General features: G+C 70.5%; 18 protein-coding genes. 11 read left to right on the top strand and 7 right to left on the bottom strand.

The genetic code is table 11. The features are described 5' to 3' along the window. Window positions 1-204: 204 nt before the first annotated feature. Window positions 205-960 (top strand): NADPH-dependent F420 reductase, encoded by a 756-nt coding sequence (locus tag M4D54_RS02820; protein ID WP_259890211.1) that lies wholly within the window; start codon window positions 205-207, stop codon window positions 958-960. Between the two features lie 32 nt (window positions 961-992). On the opposite strand, the gene M4D54_RS02815 is transcribed toward M4D54_RS02820, so the two are convergent. Further along, window positions 993-1,184: a hypothetical protein gene (locus M4D54_RS02815; RefSeq protein WP_193865109.1), complete on the bottom strand. Its 192-nt coding sequence runs from the start codon at window positions 1,182-1,184 to the stop codon at window positions 993-995. Window positions 1,185-1,596: 412 nt separating this feature from the next. On the opposite strand from M4D54_RS02815, the gene M4D54_RS02810 reads away from it, so the two are divergent. From M4D54_RS02810 to M4D54_RS02800, 3 genes are read left to right on the top strand one after another with little or no spacing between them, the layout of a single operon-like run. After that, a complete protein-coding gene (locus M4D54_RS02810; protein ID WP_193865108.1) occupies window positions 1,597-2,847 on the top strand; it encodes a sensor histidine kinase in 1,251 nt (416 codons plus the stop codon). Further along, window positions 2,841-3,602, top strand: a complete 762-nt coding sequence (locus M4D54_RS02805; protein WP_259890209.1) for a response regulator transcription factor — start codon at window positions 2,841-2,843, stop codon at window positions 3,600-3,602. The genes M4D54_RS02810 and M4D54_RS02805 overlap by 7 nt, the downstream gene beginning before the upstream one ends. 4 nt (window positions 3,603-3,606) lie before the next feature. Continuing rightward, window positions 3,607-4,224 carry a DUF2087 domain-containing protein gene (locus tag M4D54_RS02800; protein ID WP_259890208.1) on the top strand — a complete coding sequence of 206 codons (618 nt, stop codon included), beginning with the start codon at window positions 3,607-3,609 and terminating at the stop codon, window positions 4,222-4,224. Here M4D54_RS02800 and M4D54_RS02795 read toward each other — a convergent pair. Together M4D54_RS02795 and M4D54_RS02790 are read right to left on the bottom strand one after the other, a co-directional pair. Beyond that, a complete protein-coding gene (locus M4D54_RS02795; RefSeq protein WP_259890207.1) occupies window positions 4,202-5,137 on the bottom strand; it encodes an aminoglycoside phosphotransferase family protein in 936 nt (311 codons plus the stop codon). The two genes, M4D54_RS02800 and M4D54_RS02795, sit on opposite strands and share 23 nt — an antisense overlap. Window positions 5,138-5,227: 90 nt before the next feature. After that, window positions 5,228-5,743, bottom strand: coding sequence for a hypothetical protein (locus tag M4D54_RS02790; protein WP_259890206.1), 516 nt, complete (start codon window positions 5,741-5,743; stop codon window positions 5,228-5,230). A 50-nt stretch (window positions 5,744-5,793) separates the two neighbouring features. Between M4D54_RS02790 and M4D54_RS02785 the strand changes: the two genes are divergently transcribed. The 4 genes from M4D54_RS02785 (at window position 5,794) to M4D54_RS02770 (ending at window position 9,206) form a co-directional block, all read left to right on the top strand. Beyond that, a complete protein-coding gene (locus M4D54_RS02785) occupies window positions 5,794-6,690 on the top strand; it encodes an ornithine cyclodeaminase (RefSeq protein ID WP_193865105.1) in 897 nt (298 codons plus the stop codon). A 95-nt stretch (window positions 6,691-6,785) separates the two neighbouring features. After that, complete coding sequence (locus M4D54_RS02780) at window positions 6,786-7,676, top strand: glycosyltransferase family A protein (protein ID WP_193865104.1); 891 nt, start codon at window positions 6,786-6,788, stop codon at window positions 7,674-7,676. Beyond that, window positions 7,673-8,287: a hypothetical protein gene (locus tag M4D54_RS02775; protein WP_193865103.1), complete on the top strand. Its 615-nt coding sequence runs from the start codon at window positions 7,673-7,675 to the stop codon at window positions 8,285-8,287. Before M4D54_RS02780 ends, M4D54_RS02775 begins: the two co-directional genes overlap by 4 nt. A 4-nt stretch (window positions 8,288-8,291) precedes the next feature. After that, window positions 8,292-9,206, top strand: coding sequence for a LysR family transcriptional regulator (locus M4D54_RS02770; protein ID WP_193865102.1), 915 nt, complete (start codon window positions 8,292-8,294; stop codon window positions 9,204-9,206). Between the two features lie 95 nt (window positions 9,207-9,301). Here the strand turns inward: M4D54_RS02770 and M4D54_RS02765 are convergent, their stop codons facing one another. Further along, window positions 9,302-9,592: a YciI family protein gene (locus M4D54_RS02765; RefSeq protein WP_193865101.1), complete on the bottom strand. Its 291-nt coding sequence runs from the start codon at window positions 9,590-9,592 to the stop codon at window positions 9,302-9,304. Window positions 9,593-9,665: 73 nt separating this feature from the next. Between M4D54_RS02765 and M4D54_RS02760 the strand changes: the two genes are divergently transcribed. Next, a complete protein-coding gene (locus tag M4D54_RS02760; protein WP_259890200.1) occupies window positions 9,666-10,484 on the top strand; it encodes a TetR/AcrR family transcriptional regulator in 819 nt (272 codons plus the stop codon). Between the two features lie 67 nt (window positions 10,485-10,551). Here M4D54_RS02760 and M4D54_RS13850 read toward each other — a convergent pair whose 3' ends face one another. From M4D54_RS13850 to M4D54_RS02750, 3 genes are all read right to left on the bottom strand, one after another. Next, window positions 10,552-10,752: a helix-turn-helix domain-containing protein gene (locus M4D54_RS13850; RefSeq protein ID WP_396121467.1), complete on the bottom strand. Its 201-nt coding sequence runs from the start codon at window positions 10,750-10,752 to the stop codon at window positions 10,552-10,554. Window positions 10,753-10,922: 170 nt separating this feature from the next. Beyond that, on the bottom strand, window positions 10,923-11,525 hold the full coding sequence (locus M4D54_RS02755) for a cadmium resistance transporter (protein WP_193865099.1): 603 nt from the start codon (window positions 11,523-11,525) through the stop codon (window positions 10,923-10,925). Further along, complete coding sequence (locus M4D54_RS02750) at window positions 11,522-11,881, bottom strand: helix-turn-helix transcriptional regulator (RefSeq protein WP_006590980.1); 360 nt, start codon at window positions 11,879-11,881, stop codon at window positions 11,522-11,524. Before M4D54_RS02750 ends, M4D54_RS02755 begins: the two co-directional genes overlap by 4 nt. Window positions 11,882-12,081: 200 nt before the next feature. On the opposite strand from M4D54_RS02750, the gene M4D54_RS02745 reads away from it, so the two are divergent. Then, window positions 12,082-13,247, top strand: a protein-coding gene (locus tag M4D54_RS02745; protein WP_228018783.1) for an IS3 family transposase whose coding sequence is annotated in 2 segments (ribosomal slippage) — window positions 12,082-12,366 and window positions 12,369-13,247 — 1,164 coding nt in all. Because the reading frame shifts where the segments join, the coding sequence is not laid out codon by codon here. Between the two features lie 97 nt (window positions 13,248-13,344). Beyond that, the gene (locus M4D54_RS02740; RefSeq protein WP_193865098.1) at window positions 13,345-13,917 is read left to right on the top strand and encodes a recombinase family protein; all 573 of its coding nucleotides are present in this window, start codon (window positions 13,345-13,347) and stop codon (window positions 13,915-13,917) included. Window positions 13,918-13,986: the final 69 nt, after the last annotated feature.

Genomic DNA, 13,986 nt, shown 5'->3' with positions numbered 1-13,986 from the left:
GTAGGCCGGGTGGCGGCGATCTGCAGTGGCCCGTGAGACAGACGGGACGAAGTGCCTCACAGGTCACGTGGGCACCCGGGCCATCCAGGCTGCACCTCCGTTGCCCCGCACCGATGCCCCTGACCACCTCGCCCACACCGACACCCCTCGCTGACGCATCACACCCGGGAAGGAACCGGGGCCGGCGCACGTTGAGCACTGGTCGTGAGCAAGAGAATCCACCGCACCATCGGCATCCTGGGGGCGGGCAAGGTCGGCACCGTCCTGGCACGCCTGGCCGTCGCCGCAGGCCATGACGTCCTCATCGCCGGCTCCGGTGACCCCGGGAAGATCGAGCTGATCGTGCAGATCCTGGCCCCGGGAGCGCGCGCCACCACCGCCCGGGAGGCCGCCGCCCAGGCCGACATCGTGGTCCTGGCCCTGCCCCTGGGCAAGCACGCCACCATCCCGGCCGACGCCCTGGACGGCAAGCTCGTCATCGACGCCATGAACTACTGGTGGGAGACGGACGGCGAACACGAGGAGTTCTCCGCCCCCGCCGCCTCCACCAGCGAGTTCATCCAGGGCCAGCTGCCGGGTGCCACCGTGGTGAAGGCGCTGAACCACATGGGCTACCACGATCTGGAGGACCTGGCTCGGCCGCGCGGTGGGAGGGTTCCAGGTGCGGGCGGTGCGACCCCGCGCGCTGCCATCGCGATCGCAGGTCCCTCGCCGCAGGTGGATGAGGTCGCGGAGTTCGTCGACGAGCTGGGCTTCGACCCGGTGCTGATCGGGGGTCTGTCCGACGGGGTGCGCCTGCAGCCGTTCACCGAGGCCTTCGGCGCGACCATCGATGCTGCGGAGCTGCGCGCCATGGTGGCGCGATTCCCGGAGACGGACCGCGGCCGCGAGGTGCTCGCGGCACGCGAAGCCCGCACCGACAGCCCGAGGCGCGCTGCCGTTCACGAGGCCGCCGACTGATCCGGTGCCTCGGGAAGCGATCCCCTGGCGGTTCAGTCCCCTGATCCGGCACGGGCCCGCCCTGATCCGCGCAGTCGCTGACCGGTGCCCCTGGCCGGTTCCCACAGCCCCAGACCCTCGCGGCGGGAGTACCACCACCACAGTCCGGCGGTGATCAGCACCGTGGGCAGGGTCGAGGTGAGCAGCGCGATCGGCGGGACGGCGCCCTGCTCGAGCGGGCTCACCATCGTCGGTGCCAGCAGGAACAGGGACCAGTTGTTGGCCGCGTGCAGCAGGAAGGCGTACTCCTCGCCCGGCCTTCATCGGCCCCTCCCGCAGTCTCGCGTCGAGGTCAGCCGAACGGCCGATCCCGTTCGCCGTCGGTATCCCTACGCTGGCCCCATGCCCGTCCCCACCCGCGCCGGTGCCCCGGTCGCCCAGCCCGACGCCCCCATGTCGGCGGCACCTGTCCCCGATGCACCCACGCCCGGTGCGACCGCGGCACCCGCCTCCGCCATGGCGGTGGCACCGGCCCCCGCGTCACCCGGACCGGGCGCAACGGCACCCGGACCGGGCGCAACGGCACCCGGCGCGGCATCCCCCTCCCCGGGTCGGCCACGAGCCTGGCTGATCGCGGCAGGTGAATCCCTCGGCTGCGTGGCGACAGGACTGTTCATCCTGCTGATCACCTTCGGCATGGTGCTGACGGAGTTCAATGACCAGCCACCGACGGCGCTGGTGCTGCTGACAGGTGTCGATCTGCTGGTGGGTGCCCTGGCCGCGCTGGTGATCGGTCCATTGCGGTTCCTCTCTGCCACCCGCGTCGGGACGGTCCTCAACCTGGTCATCGCGACCCTGGCAGGTTTCAGCACGTGCGGGATCCCGGCAGGGCTCATCGCCCTGCATCGCCTGGGTAGGAAGCGACGGACAGGGCTGGACCTGCTGGCCGTCGGACTGCTCACCGGCGCCGCCATCGGCCTGATGGCCCTGGACGCCGCCGCTCGGTCAGCCTCGCCTGACTTCTCGTGGGTGGTGGCCGTGGTGCTAACGCTGGCCGTGAGCACCACCGCGCTGGTGCTGGGGCGTCTGTCCGGTACCAGGACAGCGCTGCTGGCATCCCTGCGCAGCCAGGCCGAGGCCGCCGACCGCGAGCGCATCGCCGCTGATCGCGAGCGCACCGCCGCCGAACAGGCACGTAAATCCGCTGAGCTCGCACGGGCCTCGGCCGAACGGGCACGAGAGGCTGCGGAGCAGGCCCGGGCATCGGCTGAGGCGCGGGTCCGAGCAGAGGAGCGCACCGCGATCGCCCGCGACATGCACGACAGCGTCTCCCACCACCTGGCCGCGATCGCCATGCATGCCGGGGCCATGAGCTACCGGGAGGACCTGCCGCCCGAGCAGCTGCAGCACATCGCCGGCACCGTGCGCGATGCTGCACAGAAGGCCAACGGGGAGCTGCGGCAGGTGCTGCTGGCACTGCGCTCCACGGACGGGCCCCAGCCGCTCCCCACTGCTCCCGCGCTGCAGGAGATCGTGGACGACGCCCGCGCCAGGGGTCAGGATGTGTCGCTGACCTGGGAGGGCACCGACTCCAGTGAGCTGGACCAGCGGGGCCGCTCCACGGTGGTGGCGCTGTCCCGGATGCTCGGCGAGATGGTCACCAACGCCGCGAAGCACTCCCCCGGTGCACCGCTGACCCTCACCCTGGCCCGTCGCCAGCAGCGCCTTGTGCTCACCGCGCGGAACCCACTGAGCGACGAGCACCCGGGCGGGGACCAGGAGGGGGCCGTGCCGTCGACCGGTCACGGACTCATCGGCCTGCAGGAACGCGCGCGACTGCTGGGCGGTGATGCCCGCTCCGGCTGCGATCACGACAGCTTCGAGGTGGAAGCATGGATCCCATGGTGAGCATCTCCGAGACCGGCAGCGACACCAGCGGCACAGGCGACGGGATCACCGACCAGCAGTCCCGCACCCGAGTGCTTCTGGTCGACGACGAGGCCCTGATGCGGGCCGGTCTGCGCCTGATGATCGACGGGGCACGCGGGATCGACGTCGTCGGCGAGGCGGCCGACGGCCGGTCGGGCCTGGACCAGGCCCGCGCCCTGGAACCGGACGTGATCCTGATGGACGTGCGGATGCCGCACATGGACGGGATCGCGGCCGTGCGAGCGCTGCGCGAGGAGGGCTCCACAGCCCGGGTCGTGATGCTGACCGCCTTCGACACCGACGAGTTCCTGCTGGATGCGCTGCGCGCCGGCGCGGTCTCGTTCCTGCTCAAGGACTCCCCGCCGCAGCAGGTGGTCGAGGCCGTGCTCGATGCCCCCCAGGACCGGGCGCGCTTCTCCCCGGAGGTGCTGGCGCGCCTGGTGCGGCTGGCATCCGACGGGCAGGGCACCGGGCCCACCGATGCTGGCACCACCGGCACGGGTCCTGGCCGCGCCGCTCCTGCCCAGACGCCGAGCACAGCCCCCGCGGGCATCACCGAGCGGGAGTGGGAGGTGGGGCGCCTGGTGGCGCGCGGCTTGACCAACCAGGACATCGCCGAGCAGCTGTTCCTCAGCCTTGCCACCGTGAAGACCCACCTGGGGCGCCTGTTCGACAAGCTGCAGGTCACCAACCGGGTGCAGCTGGCCATCAGGGTGCTGGAGCTGGGAGGCTGAGGCCATGACCCCCAGTCCCTCCATGGACCTCGATGCCGCCCTGAGCCGCGCCCGGATGCTGTTCTCGATGCTCTCCTCCCCGAAGCTGCGCGCCGCCCTCGGTGCACGGCTCACCGGACGGGAGCAGATCGACGTCGCGGATCGTCCCGCCGGCGCGGAGCATCGCAACGGCACCAGGGATGCCGCCCACACGCGGAGCAGCAGCACCGATGCTCCTGTGGACCGCATCGACTGGTTGCGGGCCGACGGTCAGGTCGATGCCCCGATGCTGCGCGAGGTGGTCGATGCCCTCACCCTGATGCGCTCCTCGGACGCCATCCTGGAGGTGCCCCGGCTGGAATCCCTCCCTCCACGGGAGGTCGACCGGATCGCAGCCTCGGGCCGTATCGCCCGCATGGTGTTCGAGCGACTCGGAGCCGACGGTGCACTCAGCGAGGCGGAGCTGAACGCAGGGATCTCGATGATCGCGCCGGACCCGGCGCTGGTGCGGCGGGATGCGGTGGACTCCGGGGTGCTGGAGCGGGCGGCGGACGGGAGCCGCTACCGCCTCGCGCAACTCCTGCAGCCCCCGGTCGCCCTCCCCCCGGGGAGCCCGGCCCTCACCAGCCCAGGGGCTCGCTGAACGCCTTCGCCAGGGCGATCATCCGCCCGTGGAAGTGCGCTGCGGCGGGGAACTGCGCAGCCCATGCGGCGTTCACGGTGAGCCGCACCAGGGTCCAGGCCTGCACCCGGTCCAGGTCAAGGCCGGCCTCATCGGCCACCACCTCGGCCCGCAGCCGCACATGGGTGCGGAAGGAGTGGGCGCGTTCGGCGGCGTCCTCGCGGTTCCACACGATCGGTGCCACCGCATACGCCCATTCACCTGCCACGGGCTTGGGGTCGATGGCGAGCCAGTCCCCTCGCTGCGGATCGAGAGGGGCGAGCACGTTCATGTCGTGCAGGTCCTCGTGCACCATCCGGGCCTGCGGAGCATCGACCAGCAGGTCATCGAGGACGGACAGGGCCTGCTCGGTGAGTCGGCGCGGCACTGTGGGCCCGGCCTGCGCGAGCTCCCCGCGCCACCGCTCCGCCTTGGCTGCGACGGTGTCCAGCTGCGGCAGCGCCGGATGGTCCAGCACCCTGAACAGGCGGCCGATCTCCTCGCACGCCTCGAGTATCGGGACGGTGGTGAGGTCGCGGTCGCCGTCCAGCCGCTCCAGCAGCAGTGCACAGTCTGCGGGAGATGCGGCCAGCATCCTGACGGCGCCGCGCCCGGCCCAGGCCCGCAGCGCCAGGTGCTCGGTGGTGGCCTCACGGTGCGGCCAGGTGAGCTTCAGTGCGGCCCGCTCGCCGTCGTTCCGGCGGACCGGGAGGACCAGCGCGTTCTCCCCGTACCAGGAGTCGCCGTCGAGTCGCAGGTCCCAGCTGTCCAGGCAGCGGTCGACCAGAGCCGGCAGGTGGGCGAGCCAGGTGTCCCCGTCGATACCGTCGGAGCCGCTGCGGTCATCGGCCGGGCGTCGAGCGATGCGGGTGCTGAAGCCTTCGGGGATGCGCATGATCGGCCCAGCCTACGGGCTCGTCATCGGGCCACGGTCGGGAGCTACCCCCCTTGGGGCTCGCCCTTCAGCGCGCGGGGCAGGCGTCTCTCATCGTCGCAGGGAGCGCAGGATGGACCGCACCATCTTCACCGCGGTGGTGACCACGAAGACGCCGAAGACCAGGATGAAGACCGAGGGGGCGCCACCGACCCCGCCCGACGTGCCCAGGATGCCGAAGAAGGTGATCGCGACGTAGCCCAGGACCACCAGTGAGATCACACTGGTGACGATCCCCCCGATGGAGGTGGCCCCGCCCCGGGATCGACCCTCCTCGGCATCGGCAGTGCCGAAGCTGCGTCGCCAGTCGGTGCTGGGCCCGGACTTCGCACCGGAGCCGAACTGCGGGCCGAACGACGAGGGATCCCGGCCCGCGTCCCGCGGGACGTCCGCAGGTTCACCATGGTCGAAGTCGGCGGACCACCCCTCGCCCCTGCCGCCGGCGCCACCGGTTCCAGCGTTGCCGGGGTCGTCCCACCGTCGGTCGCTCCCGCGGTCGTCCGCGCCCCGCATCCAGGACGGGTCCCCCTGCGGTCCGTGCGCTCCGGACCCGAATACCCCGCTCATGGTGCCGAGTGTAGGGGCAGCGGCAGGAGCGGACACGTTACCGTCGAGGCATGATCCATCTGCGCGACGACCAGGTCCGTGACCTCCTGCCCTCCCCCACGGACGCTGTGGCCCTCATGCGCGAGACGCTGCTCGCGCTCGCCGACGGCTCGGCCTCGGTGACCCCGAAGTCGCAGGTGGTGCACGAGGAGGGCGGCTTCGCCAACGCCATGCCCGCCGCCTGGCCGGAGCGCGGCCTGCTGGGCATCAAGTGGGTGACGATCACCCCCTCGAACCGTGCGCACGGCAAGGAGATGATCGACGGCCTGATGGTGCTCTCGGGCGCTGACGGCTCCACCCGCGCCGTGATGGACGCCGCCGAGCTGACCGCTCTTCGCACCGCCGCCGTCACCGGTGCCTCCCTGGCGCTGGACAACCGCCCGATCGCCTTCCTGGGAACCGGGGTGCAGGCGCGCTCGCACGCCCGCGTCATCGAGGCGCTGGGACGTGGCCCGCTCTCCGTGTGGGGGCGCCGGGCCGGGGCACTCGAGGACCTGGTCACCTGGGGCAGGGTCAACACGCCAAACCTGGAGATCCGCACCGCCACGGACCGTGCTGAGGCCCTGGCCGGTGCGGGAGTGGTGATCAGCGGCCTGCCGATCGGGCTGAGTGGCAGCGAGCTCGCACCGGGTGAGGTCACCGCCGATGCAACCCTGCTGCCGCTGGACTACGCCTCGGTGGCCGGTGCCGAGCTGGCCCGCACCGGCACCGTGGTGGCCGACGACCCCGAGCAGTACGAGATGCTGCGTCCCCTCAAGCACGGCCAGGACTACCCGCGCGCCACCGGGGCCACCGGTGACCTGCTGCGCGAGGGGCGCCCGGATGGCCTGGTGGTCGCTCAGAACCTGGGGAGCGGACTGGGGGACGTGGTCCTCGCCGATGCCGTGGTGCGCGCCGCAGGCTGCTGATCAGGGCTCGGCGGTCTGCGGCCGCTCAGGAGCACTTCCGGATGCCTCCCCTCGTATCCACGGAACTCTGATCTGCACGTGGTCTACTTCCCCGCATGTCCAGATCCATCGCAGTGCCGCTCAGCTGCTCCGTCGTGGTCCCGGTGAAGGACGATGCCGAGGAGCTGGGCGGGCTGCTCAAGGCGCTCGGCCGCCAGACCGAGCCACCGCTGGAGATCATCGTGGTGGACAACGGATCGAGCGACGACAGCGCCCGCATCGCCGCCGGGGCCGGCTGCCGCGTGCTGCACGAACCCGTTGCCGGCATCCCCGCTGCGGTCGCGGCCGGCTACGACGCGGCTGTGGGCGACCTGATCCTGCGCTGCGACGCGGACTCCCGACCCCGCCCCACCTGGGTGGCCGCTCACCGCCGGGCCCATGCCACCGCTGCACAGGCCACCGGGGGCACATCCGTCTGCACCAGTCCCCGGGTCGTGGCGGTCACCGGTCCGGCGAGATTCCGACTGCCCGCGCCGCTGGACCTGGTCACCTCGGCGATGTACCTGGGCGGGTACGTACTGGCCGTGGGTTCGGCCCTCGGGCACCCGCCGCTGTTCGGCACCACCATGTCCCTGCGCCGCGAGTGGTGGCAGGACGTGCGCGACAGCGTCTCCCGCAGCGCCGACGTGCACGACGACATGGACCTCTCCTTCAGCGTGCTCCCCCACCAGACAGTCCGCGTCACCTGGGACGTCGCCGTGGACATGTCGCCGCGGGCCCTGCGCTGGGGCCGCCCGGCGGACGTCCGTGCGCGTCGTGCGTTCGTCACCCTGGCCCGAGCCTGGCAGCGGCAGGCCCCGTGGGACCGCTGGGCCGACCGGCTCGCCCACCGCGGCCTGGACCCGAGACGGCTCGGCCGACGACGGCAGGAGACCGGGCATCGGACCAGCGCGCGCAAGACCGAAGCCAGGCCTGCGCCGCACACCTCCTCGGAGCAACCGCGGTGAGGGCAGTCGGGCGTGCCGTGCTGCGCCTGGCCGTGCGCTGGTCGGGCCTGCTGATGGCGGCCGGGCTCGCCCTGGCCGGACTGTGGGTCGAGGCGGCCGTGGCGATGCTCGTCGCACTGGGGCAGGTGCTGGCCTGGCGGATGCGACTGCCCCGGGCCTGGGAGGCAGCGGCATCGATCACCGCCATGGCCGCGGCCGTCAGCTCCTACCTGCACCTGTACGAAAGATGGACCTGGTGGGACCTGCCGGTCCACGCCGCCCTGACCGCGGTGGTCTCCGTGATGGCGGCCTGGATGGTCGATGTGCGGTGGCGTCGGCGCGCCTCCCCCCGCCCCTGGCTAATGGTCATCAGCGGTTTCCTGCTGGCCCTGGTGTGGGAGGTGCTGGAGTGGTGGGGGCACCAGGTGGTGGATCCGCGCGTGCACATCGCTCCGGCCGACACCGCCGGCGACGTGATCGCCGGGTTGCTCGGTGCCTCCGCGGCCGCGTGGTGGTGGCACCGTCGGTCGGCTGCGGGACCGTCCGGGCCGGTCCGATCGCCGTCCCGGTCTGCCCGGGCCTCGTCAGACTCTGCGTCGACCCGCCTCGAGGCCGGCAGGTCCGTACGATGAACCCATGGATCCCCGTCGACTGCTGATCTTCCGCACCGTGGTGCGCAACGGCTCCATCGGCGCCGGTGCGCGGGAGCTGGGGTGGACGCAGCCCGCGGTCTCCCAGCATCTGGCCGCGCTCGAGAAGGAAGTGGGCACCCAGCTGCTGCTGCGCTCCTCCTCCGGTGTGACCACCACCGAGGCCGGCACGCGCCTGGCCGCCCACGCCGAGGCGGTCGCCGCCCAGCTGCACGCCGCCGAGGAGGAGCTGGCCGACATCACCGCGCTGCGCCGCGGCACCGTGCGCTTCGCGACGTTCCCCTCGGCCGCCGCCGTGCTGCTGCCGCCCGCCCTCGCCCTCCTGCACCGCACCAGCCCGGACCTCGACGTCACCTTCTCCGAGCTGGAACCGCCGGATGCGGTGGCGGCCGTGCGCGAGGGGGAGGTGGACCTGGCCCTGGTGTTCCGGTACCCCGGGTCCGACGTCGACGCCGAGGGCACGCTGGAGTGGACCGGTCTGATGGAGGACCGCGTGCTCGCTGTACTGCCCAAGGACCATCCGCGGGCAGACGACCCCGACCTCCGCCTCGCGGATCTCGCTGAGGAGCAGTGGATCGCGGGTTGCGAGCGGTGCCGGGCGAACCTCCTGGCCAACGCACGCCGCGCCGGGTACGAACCGCGGGTGCGGCACTCCACCGACGACGCCACCGTGGTGCAGCGCCTGATCGTGCACGGGGCAGGGGTGGCCCTGCTGCCGGAGACGGCACTGGAGGCGCACCCCTCCGACGACGTGGTCTCCCGTGCCTTGCCGGATCTGGACGACCGCACCATCGGCATGATCAACCGCAACGGCGCCCAGTCGATCCCTGCGGTCGCAGCGTTGCGCGATGCGCTGGTGTCCGTGGCCGACGAGCGCTCCGTCTGCGCCGTGCACATCTGAGCCGGGCCCGTCCGATCAGTGCCAGGCGGGGCTCCCCCCGAACCCACCGTGCACATCTGATGCGCCCCCGGGGGTCCCGCCGGGCTCGCTTTCGGTCAGCTCCGCCGAGCGAACTCCCCGATCACCACGTTCCAGGTGCGCATCGTGGCCTCGGCGATCAGTCCTTCCCGGCGGAAGGGGTCGTCGGCCAGCACGCCCTGGGCGTCCTGAACGTCATCACCGCGCACGATCAGCAGGGCGCCCGGGTCACCGTCGGCCAGCGGCCCGGACAGCAGCAGGCGGCCGGCCTCGTACTGCTCCCGCAGGAAGGCGCGGTGCTCGGGCCGGACCTCGTCGAGACGGGCGGCATCGTCGACGTAGCGGTAGGTGACGGCGTAGGTGGCCATGGATGCTCCTTCACTGGGATGCGGGACAACGACGTGGGGTACGGAACTCACGACCGACGCTACCTGCTCCTGGGTGGGTGCGCCGGGCTGGGCCTGGCCGGAGATCGCCCTCACGGCCGCCGATCAGCTGCGCCTGATGCACCGCCTGGCCGGTCAGAGACGCAGTGGGAAGGGCGGCTTCGATCCGCTGCCGCTGCTGGCCTTGGAACCAGGCCCCGGCCTCACCGGGCCCCGTATCCTGACCCGGCCAGCACACCTGCAGCCCGAACGGCCCCGGGCCGCCCTTCCTGAAAGGCCTGCCATGCCGCGCATCAATGCCCCCTCCGTGGCAGAGCATCGCGCCGCCCAGGAGCGGGCTCTGCTCGATGCCGCTCACGCGATCCTCGAGGAGACCGGAGAGGCACCCACCATGGCGCAGGTGGCTGCGCGTGCGGGCCTGGCCCGCCCCAGCGTCTACCAGTACTTCTCCTCCCACAAGGCGCTGCTGCAGGCACTGGTGCGGGACGTGTTCCCCCGCTGGACCGAACGGATCGCCGCCGCCATGCGCACCGCCCCCACGCCGGGTGATCGGATCCTCGCGTACGCAGCCGCGAACATCGAGCTGGTCGCTGAGGGCTCCCACGCCATCGGCTCCGCGCTGGCCGCCATGGCCCCGGGTGAGGGCGTGGGCGAACATGCCGATCAGATGCACCGTGCGGTGCAGGAGCCGCTGGTGGCGACGCTGGTGGAGATCGGTGTCCCCGCACCGGAGGACGTGGCCGAGCTGATCAACGCAATGATCCACAGCGGCACCCGCATGCTCGATGCCGGCCAGAGCGCCCCGCAGGTCATCGCCCACCTGGAGACCGTGCTGCGCCCCTTGGCGGAGGCGTACCAGTCCCCAGCACGGTGACACCGCCCGCCTGAGGCAGTCCCCACCCGGCCACACCCGTGATGGGGGAAAGAAGGGTCGGGACGCGCTAGCTGGCTTCCTGGGTGCGGCTACCGTCGGAGGGGGCGAGGGCGCGATGGATGGTCGACTTGCTGACCTCGAGGGCACTGGCAATCTGTGCGAGGCTCTGGCCGCTATTACGTAGGCGCATGGCGGCCTCGATCTTCTCGGGGGTCATGGCCGGCGGCCGGCCGGAGGGGGTTGTGGATCGTTCACGGTTTCGGAACAGGTTCTGCGACGGGTGCTCCGGTGGCTTCGTTCGCTTGGTGGCGGGGTTTTTGCAGCGCTCCGTGGCGGTCTCGTTGCCGCGATCACGCAGGACTGGCTGCAGGTAGGTGTCGCGGTCTGAACCGAGAGGGGTGCGCCCGGTTGGGGGCCGTTTGGATCGCTGCCGCTACGTCAGAGTCCGAAGGCTCCGCCGCTGACGAGGATCACGATGCCGAGGCCGATGAGAACGATGGGGAAGAGGATGTCCTCCCAGCGTTCGAGCACTTCGGCGATCGGGGGGCGGGTGGCGACGAACTTTGCCAGGGCCACCAGGACCGCGACGAGCGCGAGGAAGACGATGCAGTAGGCGACTACTGCGAGAGGTTCCACGCTGAGGAAGACAGGGGTGTAGACGCCGATGTTGTCGCCGCCGTTGGCAAGGGTGACGCCAGCGACTGTCCACACGCCGACCTTCTTGCCGGCAACCTTGGCCTCGTCGTCATCGTCGTCATCGTCTCCGCGCCAGGCCTGCCATGCGGCCCAGAGGCCGAGGCCCAGAGGGATGAGACCGAAGTACGGGATGGCTGCCGAGGGCAGGAATGCTCCGGCGCCGATGGTCACCAGGACCGCGGCACCGAGGATGCCGGCGAATCCGAGGTACTGGCCGGCCAGAATGCGGGCGGTAGTGCCGCGCTGGCCTGCCCCTCGCGCGAAGAAGAGGGAGAGCACGATGATGTCGTCGATGTTGGTCGCTGCGAACAGGCCCATCGCCTGCAAGACCGAGGTGAGGATCATGCGCCCTCCCCAGCTGCGTCGCATCCGGGAAGCGAGCAGGCGGGATCGATGCACGGGGCGTCTTCGTCCACTGCCAGGGTGGCATCGACCAGTGCCGTCAGCGCCTGCGCCAGGTGCGAATCGGCGATCTCATATCGTGTCCGACGACCCTCGGGCTCGGAGACGACGATCCCGCAATCGCGCAGGCATGCCAGGTGGTTGGACACGTTCGGGCGTGTCAGGTCCAGATCTCGGGCCAGTTCCGCCGGGTAAGCGGGATGGTCGAGCAGGGTCAAGATGATCCGGGATCGAGTGGGGTCGGCCAGTGCACGACCCAGGCGGTTCATCACGTCGAGACGCGAAGCAATAGTCAGCATGCACTGAACTATACAGCGTGCACTGAACGCTCTGTCACAGGCGTCAGACCAGATCGCATGCCCGTAAGGGGATCCTCCACCGTACGTCGAGCGAGCTCAGTCCTCGACGACTTCTTGCGAGTGATCGCCAGGGACTGGTGCACGGGTAGGTGACACATCATCTGTGGCGCTGAGGAGCGTCGCAGGGAAGGATGTGCATCATGCCTGCTCCCTACCCCCAGGAGTTCCGCGACGACGTCGTGCGCGTCGCGAGGAACCGTGAACCTGGCCAGAAGCTCTCCCAGATCGCGCGGGACTTCGGGATCTCCGAGTCGTGCCTGACGAACTGGATGCGCCAGGCCGACGTCGAGGACGGAAACCGACCCGGCAAGACCCGGGAAGAGTCGACCGAACTGCGCGAGCTTCGTCGCCGGAACCGGCTGCTCGAGCAGGAGAACGAGGTCCTCCGCCGTGCCGCTGCCTACCTCTCCCAGGCGAACCTGCCGGGAAAAGGTACTACCCGCTCGTGAGCGAGCTCGCCGCCGACGGGATCCCCGTCGCGGTGTCCCTGCGGGTCCTGAAGCTCTCTCGCCAGCCCTACTACCGCTGGCGGAAACAACAGGTCACTGCGGCCGAGCTGGTCGAGGCCTACCGGGCCAACGCCCTGTTCGACGCGCACCGCGACGATGACACCTTCGGCTACCGACTGCTGGCCGACGAGGCTGCCGACGCCGGGGAGGTGATGTGTCGGCGGACTGCGTGGCGGATCTGCCGAGACAACCAGTGGTTCTCCGCTTTCGGGAAGAAGCGGGGAAAGAACGGGAAGCGGTCCGGCCCGGCCGTGCATGACGACCTGGTCCAGCGGGACTTCACCGCCGATGACGTCAACGAACTCTGGCTGACCGATATCACCGAGCATCCCACCGACGAGGGAAAGCTCTACCTCTGCGCGATCAAGGACGTGTTCTCGAACCGGATCGTGGGTTACTCCATGGACTCCAGGATGAAGTCCCGACTCGCGGTGAACGCCCTGGACAACGCCGTGATCCGCCGCAGCGACACGGCCGGTTGTATCGTCCATTCGGATCGAGGGTCGCAGTTTCGAGCCAGGAAGTTCGTGCGTGCTCTGCACCGCCATCACCTCATCGGATCAATGGGCCAGGTCGGTGCCGCCGGCGACAACGCCGCGATGGAGTCCTTCTTCGCGCTGCTGCAGAAGAACGTCCTGGACCGCAAGCGGTGGCGCACCCGAGAAGAGCTCCGGATCGCGATAACCACCTGGATCGAACGGACCTACCACCGCCGCCGCCGACAAGATGGCCTGCGCCGGTTGACCCCCATCGAATACGAGACCATCATGAACCCGACCGTCACACTGGCGGCCTAACCCCAGCTGTCACCCAACCGTGCACCAGTCCCCCATGTACGCAAGACCCGTACGGTGACATGGGCGGTGAGGGGAGGGTAACTGCAACAATGGGGACATGCATGTTGGCTACGCGCGCGTCTCGACTCTCGAGCGAGACCTTTCCGCCCAACAGGAAGCACTCGAGCGCCTTGGAGTCGAGAAAAAGGACATCTACTTCGACCACGGCCTAACGGGAACGAACCGCGCCCGGCCCGGGCTGCGCGAGGCACTGGCCGCGACCCGGGAGGGCGACACCCTGGTGGTGACCAAGCTCGACCGGCTGGCCCGCTCGCTCCCGGACGCGAGGGACATCGCCGACGAGCTCACCATCAAGGGAGTCGCACTCAGCCTCGGCGGCAGCGTCTACGACCCCAACGACGCCGTCGGCCGGCTGCTCTTCAACGTGCTCGGCATGGTGGCCGAATTCGAGGCCGACCTCATCCGCCTACGCACCCGCGAGGGCATGGCCATCGCCAGATCCAAGGGCAAACTCAAAGGCAAGAAGCCCAAGCTCTCGCCCTCTCAGCACAAGCACCTGCTGACGTTGTACACGGCCGGCGAACACACCCAAGCCGAGCTCGCCGAGCTGTTCAACGTCTCCCGCACCACCATCTACCGCGAGCTGCGCCGCACCACGGCCGACACCTGACCGCGCCTGCACCGCCACTGAGTGATCCCAGAAACCCGCCACCAAGCCATCACATCCACACTCTATGCA

The sequence above is a fragment of the Brachybacterium sp. p3-SID1565 genome (assembly GCF_025143785.1).
Classification (GTDB): domain Bacteria; phylum Actinomycetota; class Actinomycetes; order Actinomycetales; family Dermabacteraceae; genus Brachybacterium; species Brachybacterium epidermidis.
This window is presented reverse-complemented; position numbering and strand designations above follow the sequence as displayed.

What these genes read in the sequence shown, in the direction of transcription:
- M4D54_RS02805 (WP_259890209.1), top strand. Translation starts at nt 2,841, where the DNA reads ATGGTGAGCATCTCCGAGACCGGCAGCGACACCAGCGGCACAGGCGAC.
- M4D54_RS02800 (WP_259890208.1), top strand. Translation starts at nt 3,607, where the DNA reads ATGACCCCCAGTCCCTCCATGGACCTCGATGCCGCCCTGAGCCGCGCC.
- M4D54_RS02795 (WP_259890207.1), bottom strand. Translation starts at nt 5,137, where the DNA reads ATGCGCATCCCCGAAGGCTTCAGCACCCGCATCGCTCGACGCCCGGCC.
- M4D54_RS02790 (WP_259890206.1), bottom strand. Translation starts at nt 5,743, where the DNA reads ATGAGCGGGGTATTCGGGTCCGGAGCGCACGGACCGCAGGGGGACCCG.
- M4D54_RS02785 (WP_193865105.1), top strand. Translation starts at nt 5,794, where the DNA reads ATGATCCATCTGCGCGACGACCAGGTCCGTGACCTCCTGCCCTCCCCC.
- M4D54_RS02780 (WP_193865104.1), top strand. Translation starts at nt 6,786, where the DNA reads ATGTCCAGATCCATCGCAGTGCCGCTCAGCTGCTCCGTCGTGGTCCCG.
- M4D54_RS02770 (WP_193865102.1), top strand. Translation starts at nt 8,292, where the DNA reads ATGGATCCCCGTCGACTGCTGATCTTCCGCACCGTGGTGCGCAACGGC.
- M4D54_RS02765 (WP_193865101.1), bottom strand. Translation starts at nt 9,592, where the DNA reads ATGGCCACCTACGCCGTCACCTACCGCTACGTCGACGATGCCGCCCGT.
- M4D54_RS02755 (WP_193865099.1), bottom strand. Translation starts at nt 11,525, where the DNA reads ATGATCCTCACCTCGGTCTTGCAGGCGATGGGCCTGTTCGCAGCGACC.
- M4D54_RS02750 (WP_006590980.1), bottom strand. Translation starts at nt 11,881, where the DNA reads ATGCTGACTATTGCTTCGCGTCTCGACGTGATGAACCGCCTGGGTCGT.
- M4D54_RS02740 (WP_193865098.1), top strand. Translation starts at nt 13,345, where the DNA reads ATGCATGTTGGCTACGCGCGCGTCTCGACTCTCGAGCGAGACCTTTCC.